The sequence below is a fragment of the Bacteroidales bacterium genome, from assembly GCA_014860585.1.
Classification (GTDB): Bacteria; Bacteroidota; Bacteroidia; order Bacteroidales; family 4484-276; genus RZYY01.
Genome location: JACZJL010000080.1, coordinates 1 through 9,711 on the forward strand (window position 1 = coordinate 1; position 9,711 = coordinate 9,711).

The 9,711-nt window shown below is 45.4% G+C and carries 2 protein-coding genes; both read left to right on the forward strand.

What is annotated here, in order from left to right; all coding sequences use genetic code 11:
• Positions 1-13: 13 nt before the first annotated feature.
• Positions 14-910 (forward strand): class I SAM-dependent methyltransferase, encoded by an 897-nt coding sequence (locus IH598_08140; GenBank protein MBE0638474.1) that lies wholly within the window; start codon positions 14-16, stop codon positions 908-910.
• Between the two features lie 189 nt (positions 911-1,099).
• Positions 1,100-9,711 (forward strand): choice-of-anchor D domain-containing protein (locus IH598_08145; protein ID MBE0638475.1); only part of this gene is annotated, 8,612 nt, incomplete at its 3' end.

The following is a 9,711-nucleotide window of genomic DNA, read 5'->3' on the forward strand; positions in this document are numbered from 1 at the left end:
TCAACAGGAGAAAATGAACCTGCTGATTGAAGAGTTAAAACAAAGCCCCATTGCCATTGGGACGCAGGAAGCCAACGAGCAGCATTACGAAGTGCCGGCTGAATTTTTCAGGTTGGTTTTGGGGCCATGGATGAAGTATAGCTGTGGGCTTTGGCCGCAAGGAGTCAACACGCTGGAAGAATCAGAAATTAAGATGCTTGACCTCACGATCAGTCGGGCAGGGATTGAGGATGGACAAAGGATCCTTGATCTTGGCTGTGGCTGGGGGTCATTCACCCTCTATGCTGCTTTGAAATTTCCCGGGGCTCATTTCACTGCCGTCTCCAACTCCCGCTCACAGCGCCTTTTTATCGAGCATCGTGCACGGGAGCTTCAACTGAAAAACGTCAGGGTGATCACAGCCGATATCAACGATTTCGACCCAAAAGAGAAATATGACCGGGTGGTTTCGGTGGAGATGTTTGAACATGTCCGGAACTACGAATTGCTATTTCAGCGCATCCATTCGTGGTTAAACGATGACGGTAAACTCTTCGTGCACATTTTTAACCACAAGAAATTTGCTTACAAGTTTGAAATACATAGTGATAGGGACTGGATGGCGAAATACTTTTTTACGGGTGGCATGATGCCTTCCAACCATTTGCTCTTTTATTTCGCCAATGGCTTCCAAATTGGTGGTCATTGGGTGGTCAACGGCAGGCATTATTCAAAAACACTTGAAGCCTGGCTGAGGAAGATGGATGACAACAAAAAACTGATCTATCCATTGTTCGGAGATATCTACGGGGATGAAGCAAGAAGGTTTTGGAGCTATTGGAGGATATTTTTTATGGCCTGCTCCGAAACCTTCAAACTCAATGGTGGCAACGAATGGCAGGTGGGACATTATCTTTTTGTGAAAAAATAACATAAATTTTCTTTTAATAAGTCTTGCACACATTTTAAAATTGGTTTACTTTTGAAATCTCTACGAATTTGTGATCATGAAGAACCCTCTCCGGAGGTTGTTGCCGGTTAATTCGCAGTTTAGAATTTTCTAAGATCGACTACTTAGTAAACTTTGAATACATTTTTATTAACCAAAAATTTATTAATTATGAAACGTAGCTTACTTTCTCTCTTCGCATTGGTATTGGTGTTTTTCATTTCAGCACCATCGCTTTACTCCCAAATGGCTGATCCTGAGGAGTATTTTGGACAATTTAGATACATAACTCCGGAGGAGCCGGAGTATTATCCAACACGCACAGCGCTTACCGAAAATGAAATGCATGTGCTTGATACTTTGACCAACGAGGAACGTCAGATCATTGAGGAATCTGATGAACCTCCGATAGTGGGAGTGATTAGGGATTTTCCCCTTTCGGTCAGGTTTAGCCTGGAGGAGATTGCCATTCCCGTGCAGGGTGAAATCACGGTATCCGGCGGCCGGTTGTCGCGCATCAGCGAAGATTTACTTGTGTTTACCACTTATTTCAGGTCGAAGAAAGCCGACGAGATCCGCATCTTTTTCGCCGAAGGAAATTTTCCATACGGCACAGAGGTGAATATTTTCAGTCAGGACGAATATGCCTTTCATCAGCGGGAGCTGTTTGGCCAACTGGATGAATACGGCTTTTACACGACCACCACATTTGCCGATTACCTCTATCTGCAGGTAGTGATCAATCTTGGGTTGATTGAGGATAATGTGCGTTTTACCATTTCCAAGATCATCCATGTTGACAATCGTTACATTCCAGAAGATATCTCAAGAGCCTGTTATCTTGATGCCAACTGCTCTGACGCCAATAGTTTTGCCCACATTGACGGATTTCGGAGAGCAACTGCAAGGCTTTACTTTCCAACGCTAAATAAATATGGCTTATGCTCCGGTACGCAACTTAACGATATACGCGCCATTGACTTGCAACCTTTCTTACTCACAGCCAATCACTGTTTCGATACTCAAACTTCTGCAGCCGGTTTGGAGGCAAGATTTTACTATTGGTCCACCTCTTGTAACAGTGGGGTAGTAAATCCCAACCATATCATTGTCAATGGTTCTAACCTGATTGCTACCAATAACCAGACGGATTTCACCCTGGTTCTGTTGAAAGAGAAGGGAGGCAATTATTACATGGGATGGGATATAGGCAGTGTTTCAAACAATACTGTGATGCACTCGGTACACCATCCCGGAGGCACATTAATGAAATATCACAGGATGCAGAACAAAACTTCACCCAGTTGGACATGCACGGGATTCAGCACGTCCAACTTTCATTACACGAAAGTGACCCATGGCCAGGAATCCGGAGGAAGTTCCGGTGGAGGCGTAGTTGATCCGGACGGAAGGATCCGAGGCCAGCTTTACGGTACCTGTCATCTCGATCCATGGGATAATTGCGATTACAATACCTACTATAATATGTGGGGAAAATTCGGGGTTTCCTATTCAAATAACAACCTGCAATACTGGCTGTGGAATGGAGGCGCCAGCGTGGCCATGTCAACATCGCCTTCTTCATCCTATAACTTTGGTACGGTGAACATTGGGTCCTACTTAAATTATAACATCACGGTTACCAACACAGGTACGCGACCAAATTATATGAATCTTGAAGCAGGTACTGCGACAATCTCCGGAACCAATGCCAGCCAGTTTTCAATTATCGGCGCTACTTCACTTTACCTTGCACCCGGAGAATCGGGAACATTTACAGTAAGATTTACTCCAACTTCCTCCGGTAAGAAAACCGCATCCTTGAATATTCCTCACAATGCCGACAACATCAGCAGTCCGCGTGTTATTACCCTCACCGGTTATGGAAATCCATGCTCTGACATCATTTCTCTGGGAGATGGCGGTTCAGCCAATGCTAAAACTTTTTCAAAAAGTGGGGAAGGGGCATGGGTGACTGATGTTTGTGGTTTTGACTGCAACGGCAATGAGCAGGTTTACAGTTTTGTGGCGCCATACACCGGGATTTACAGCATTGAGGTCACCGCTACCAACAGCACTTTTGTTGATTACTTCTGGAAAACCAGTTCATGTTCCTCCTCCGGATGGAATTGTATTGGTTGGGTTTATTCACCTACTACCAAGGGTTCGATGAGCTGGACAGCGGGCACAACCTATTACATTCTGCTCGACGCCGAAGGTACCTCCTTATCGACGCATACTTTTTATGTCTTCTTAAATCCTTGTTCAAACGTCGTTTCTCTTGCCGGCGGAGGTTCGGCAAATACCAAAACCTTCTCAAAAAGCGGAAACGGCGCATGGACGTCAGATTTTTGCGGATACAATTGTTACGGGATGGAAGGTGTTTACAGCTTTGTTGCACCCCGAACCGGAATATACAGCATCGAGGTGACTGAAGGGGGCGCCGGTTACATCGATTATTTCTGGAAAGCAAATTCTTGCGGATCTACCGCGTGGGAATGTATAGATGATGTTTATTATTCCGGTACTTACGGTAATATGAACTGGACTGCCGGTACTACCTACTATCTTTTACTGGATGATGAGAATACAATCCTTTCCCCGCAGTCGTTCTATGTTTTTCTGAATCCATGCCTGAATATAACTTCCATAGGAGGCGTAGGGTCGGGATATCCGCAAACATATTTAGGCGGTGGCAATGGCGCCTGGTTTACTTCCACAGTTACTCCATGCAACTATCCTTGCCCCGGAACAGAAGAAATTTACAGTTTTGTGCCTCCTTACACCGGTAACTACAAAATTCAGGTAACAACTGGAGGAAGTTGGGTAGATTATATGTGGAAATCAGGCTCCTGTTCTTCCGCTGACTGGGAGTGCATTGATGATATTTATAGTCCAGGATCTCATGGAAACCTTCCGATGACAGCAGGTACTACTTATTACTTCCTGCTGGATGATGAAGATACCAGTCCAAGTAACCATGCATTTTATGTGGACTATCTGGAAACTCCGGGTACATGGAAAGGCCTGGTCAGCACCGACTGGAATGTTCAGGGAAACTGGAGCGCAAATATCATTCCCGACGCTGCCATTGATGTGGTGATTCCTTCCGGTACACCTCACCAGCCTAATGTTCAGAGCGCTAACGGCAACTGTAAAAGTATTACTGTTAATTCCGGTGCTTCGCTGACCATTGGCGGTTTTGAACTCACAGTGGAAAACAACCTCGATATCCATGGCGCCCTCAATATGAACAATGGTAGCGGAGTATTGCGGGTAAAAGGCAATGTGGCCTGGCATAATGGTTCAACAGCAGGTTTCACGGCTAATGCTGTATTCTGGGTACATGGGAACTGGAACTTTAATGAAGGCGCCAATGCCAACCTGGCCAATGGATTTGTTGACTTTACCGGTAGCAGCTCGAGTTGGATCAGGCAGTACAGCACCAACTCCAGTTTTTACCATATCGGGAATTATAAATCGGGAACTAACTGGCTCAGGATTAGTGAACTTTCTACCCAACCATTGACCATAAATGGCTCCATTTATAACCAGCCATCTTGTAACTTTGGTATTTCTACAAGCCAGGATGTAATCCTTAAGGGAAGTTTATTAAACAATGGTAATTATGATTTTACCGGTGTTTCAAACACCGGCTGGTTTATTTTTGATGGAGTATCACAACAGATTAACCACTACGGTGCCGGAACGGGCCTGTTCAACAATGTGCGGTTCAGTTCATCCACGGGAACGACTGCGCAAAGCAGCATCACGGTGGCCAAAAATCTTACAATAGACCAGGGATATTTCAACCCGGGTGCGAACACCGTTTCAATCGGAGGCGATTGGTCTAATACAGTTGGTGATGCAGGATTTACCGAAGGCACGAGCCGGGTGATCTTCAATGGTTCAGGCCATCAGTATATCTATTCCTCAGAAACATTTAATATTCTCGAAGCCAACATGGGTGCCGCATTGCGAATCAATAATGCTGCCTATACCGTTACCTGCAACCAATACGACTGGACAAGCGGTGGCATAGATATCATTGCAGGCGCCTTTACCGCTCTTGATCTGGCTCAAAACGGCCTTTATGGCGGATTCTGGGTAAATCCGGGCGGAACCATCAACCTGACCAATTCGGGTTCAGGCACATGGGTTGATCTGGTGGGACAGATTTATAATTACGGCGGCACGATGAATTTTTCAGGCAGTTCAGCCTGGTGGCCGTATTCAAACAGTGCTAACTTGACAATGTCGGGAGGAGTTATTGATATCAAAACTTGTGGTTTATACATGCCATCCGGCTATAATTCTGCAACTTATAATATTACCGGAGGAACCATTCGTACCCCGTATGGATTTACTGGCAGCGATCCTAATTTTACTCCATCAGCCGGAACATTTGAGTTTTATGGAAGCAACGATTATTTTATCACTCAATCCAATGGCAGTACTTTACATGATGTTGAGATTAATAAAACCGCTAAGGATGGCGGGTACAATTCAACAGGCGGGCCTGTTCATGATGAGCGCAGTGGCGAACTGCTTTCCGACGGCGGAAAATCCAATACCACAACCCTCGGTTCTGATTTCACGATTACCGGGAACTTAACCATTGAGGCCGGAACATTTAGTTTGGGTTCATATACCTGTGAGGTAACCGGAACCACCGATATTTATGGGACGCTTGCAATGATAGATGCTGCAAATGATCTTACGTCAGGTACGATTAACTGGCAATCAGGTTCGGAAGATAATGTAACGGCTGGTACTTTTCATGCTTATGATTGGCGATTCAACGAGGGTACCAATGCAAAACTCGGGATAGGAAATACTGCTTATATCTATAATGTGTTCTATCCAACAGATGACGATGCCGAATTTGGAAATCTTGTAGGTGTGCCTTATTCAAAGATTCTAAGTGACAATTCCGGCAAAGCCTTTTACCCGATCAGGGTTAAAGGTGATTTAACTATCGAAACAGGTGCAACATGGTGGTTTACCAACAGCAGTACTGATCTGATCGTTGACGGAAATTCAATTATTGAAACTGGTGCTGGACTTAATTTTCAATACGCTGATTTTATCAACACCGGTACACTTGATTTAGAGGGCTCATTATTAATAACGTTTGGTTCAATAGCAACTGTTTCAGGTGAAATCACTTTTCCTTCAACTGGCTGGTTATATTTGAGCAACGGAACGTTTACCTGTAATTACGATGTTATTACATACACTACTAACCTTAGTGGAAAGCTTACCATGAATGAAGGTTCAGTGCTTGAGTTTCCTTACAGGGGGATAACTATAGAATCAACTTTTGTGAATGAGATCTCCGGCGGAACCCTGCGTTTTGGGAGAACATTGTACGCAGTTTACCCCGGAACATTTGAACTGAACAATGGTACGGTGGAGTTTGTGACAGGAAATACAGGCCACTACATACAGGTCATCAATGGCAATTACCTGTATAACATGGTTGTTGACAAGCCATCCGGTAGTATTTTGGTGTACGACGACCTGACCATCAAAGGAAACCTGGACATAAACAATGGCGTCTTGAACTCCAACAACAAAACCATTCAAATCGCCGGCGACTGGCTCAATAATGTTGGCCCCGCTGCCTTTGCTGAAACCAACAGCCGTGTAATTTTCAACGGCGCTACACCACAGTTTTGTTCTACCGAAGATTTTTATACTCTTGAAGTGAATAAACCGGTAGAATTGCTTTACAATGTATCCGGCCATAACATCACCTGCCAGAGTTACGACTGGACAAGCGGAGGAGTATGGATTTCACCCGGGAACTTTACAGCTTATGATCTGGTTGATAGCGGCCTTTTCGGAACTTTTGCCATCTACTCAGGTGTCATGAACCTCTACCAGGACGCTGGCCAATATGTTGACATTAATGGTACAGTGATTACAGGCAGTGGTGCAGAACTGAATATTTTTGGTGGAAATTCTGCCAGCTATTGGTCATGGGTGGGGGATGCCACGGTGTTTATGACCGGTGGTGTTCTCGATTTTAAAGACGTGGGAATTCTTGTTTACAATTCACCAACCTATTCTTTTACCGAAAATATTACTGCTGGAATTATACGAACCACCGGGAACATGTCGGTTCACAACCTGAATTTTACACCTTCAGGCGGCACGGTTGAGCTTTATGGCGGAACAGATGCCGGAATCAATATGAGTGCAGGGAATTTCCACAATGTCCTGATCAACAAGGCTGGCGGAGATGGCTTGAAAATGGAGCCGGTGATAGAAAGAGACGGGAAGGTAACGGAAGGAACCAGAGCCAATACTGTCAATATCACATCAGATATATTAATCAACAATAATTTGACAGTTGATGCAGGTACGCTTAATGTAATCGAAGTTGATGTATCAGCAGGTGGAAATGTAAATGTTAATTCGGGTGGGTCATTTGTACTAAACAATAATAGTCACCTTTTAATGGGCTCCGGAAAAACGCTTTCCGTTAATAATGGAGGAACGTTGAGCGTGATAGGAAGCCTGGGCGCCGAAGCCGGCATTTCAAGGATATCATCAGGCTACTATTCTTTCGATGTTCAAAGTGGCGGGAGCATGGACGCTCAATATGGGATTTTCGAATACATGGGTACCAATGGTGTCAACATTACCAACGGCGCTTTGGTTGACCCGGCAAACGCATTTAATTATTGTACTTTTAGAAACGGCGCTGCAGGACAAACCCTGCTGAGTGTGCAAAATGACCAGGAACTCTCATGTAACGGGGCTATATTCCCGGCAAACACCTGGGGCGGAGCCAGCAACGTTACAAAGTGGGTAAACCAGGGTCGAATCACTTTCTACGATTACTCCGGTGGTTTTGCAGGTTCTTCCTACGAGGTTGACCCCTTCAGCCGTGTTGACTGGTTCGAACCGCAACTTTCTGCCTCGCCTTTAACTCTCAATGTCACCCCACCTGCAGGAAGCACTACGTTTGACATCACTTCAAATGTTGACTGGACAATTTCTGAATCGATTTCATGGGCAAGTGTTACCCCTATGGCGGGTAGTAATAACGCCACCATCACGGTCAATTACACACAGAATAGTTCACCGACACCCCGTTCAGGGATTATTACACTTTCTGCCCCCGATGTCCCAAATGTCGTTGTTACAATTAACCAGGCCGGAGCCACCCTGGCAGTAGCACCCCCATCTCAGAGTGTAGGAGCTTCCCTTGGTTCAACGAGTTTCAATGTAACATCCAACACTACCTGGACAGTAAGTGAAACCGTACTTTGGTTTAGCGTACTTCCGATGAGTGGTACCGGGAATAACGCTCTGGTTGTGAGTTACAACCAAAACACTTCAGTGAATCCACGCTCAGGTCAGATCACCGTTTCATCACCGGGATTACCAAGCGTCGTTGTAACCGTTAACCAGGCTGGCGCCGGAGCAACTCTTACCGTTACACCGGCTAACCGCGATGTTGCTGCAACCGCAGGATCAACCACTTTCAGCCTTAACTCCAACACCGGGTGGGCTGTGAGCGAGAGTGTACCCTGGTTAAGTGTTACTCCAATGAGTGGAACCGGAAATGGGACATTAACAGTGAATTACGGCGAAAATGCTACCGGAAGCACCAGGGTTGGAACCATCAATGTCACAGCTACCGGAGGTTCACCCTCAGTAAATGTTACGGTTACGCAGGTATCCTACCCAACTCATTCAGTATCGCTGAATGCAGGCTGGCAGGGACTTTCCAGTTATATCATGCCGGCCAACTATGCCATTGAAGATGTGTTTGATCCGCTATTGCCCGATTTTATCATTGCCCAGACGATGACCGGCGTGTATTATCCCGCCGGACCAATCAATACCATCTATGACTGGCTCAGTCAGTCGGCTTATAAAGTAAAGATGGGCGCCCCAGCGGTCTTGTCAATAATTGGCAATGAAGAAACAAATAAAGTGTTTGGATTAAATACAGGCTGGAACCTTGTACCGGTCATAGTCAACACACCTGTAAATGTTGTCACAATGTTTTCCGGAACCAGCCTGACCATTGCAAAAGATGTGGCCGGAGTGGGTGTTTACTGGCCGGCAATGAGCATCAATACACTGGGTGATCTGCTCCCGGGTCTGTCTTATTATGCCATGTTGGGATCACCGGGATCGATCACATTCCCCGCAAATTCCAAAGATGCATGGACAGGCTATTATCCCAAGGTCAACCATCCGGATCATCCCTGGAATAAAGTCGGCATTACGCCTTCTTCGCACCTGATTGCCATAGAGGCTGAAGGGATGAAACACATCCAACCTGGCGATGTATTGGGAGTGTTTTCAGCACAGGGAGTTTGTTTTGGTGTAACAGAAATTGCAGACATTTCCCAAAATGCACTCATAACCGCTTATGCTGATGATCCGTTGACCGGAAATAAAGACGGTTTCGATGAATCAGAGTTGATGAGCTACCGCCTCTTCCGCCCGCAAACCGGCGAAGTGTTTGATGTAGAAGTGGAATACAACCCGCAATTGCCACAAACCGGCCATTTCACCGGCGAAGGACTTTCGGCAATAAAAATGATGAACCTTTCATCAACCGGAACTACTGAAGGACTCACTACAGGAATCAGTATTTATCCCAACCCGACAGACGGAACCATCTGGATCACCGGAATTTCCGGTTTTGCAGAGATTGAGGTGATTGGCTCATTGGGAACAACAATGAAAACCATCACAAACGATGGCCAAAACTCATTAAGCATTGATCTTTACGACTTTCAACCAGGTGTTTA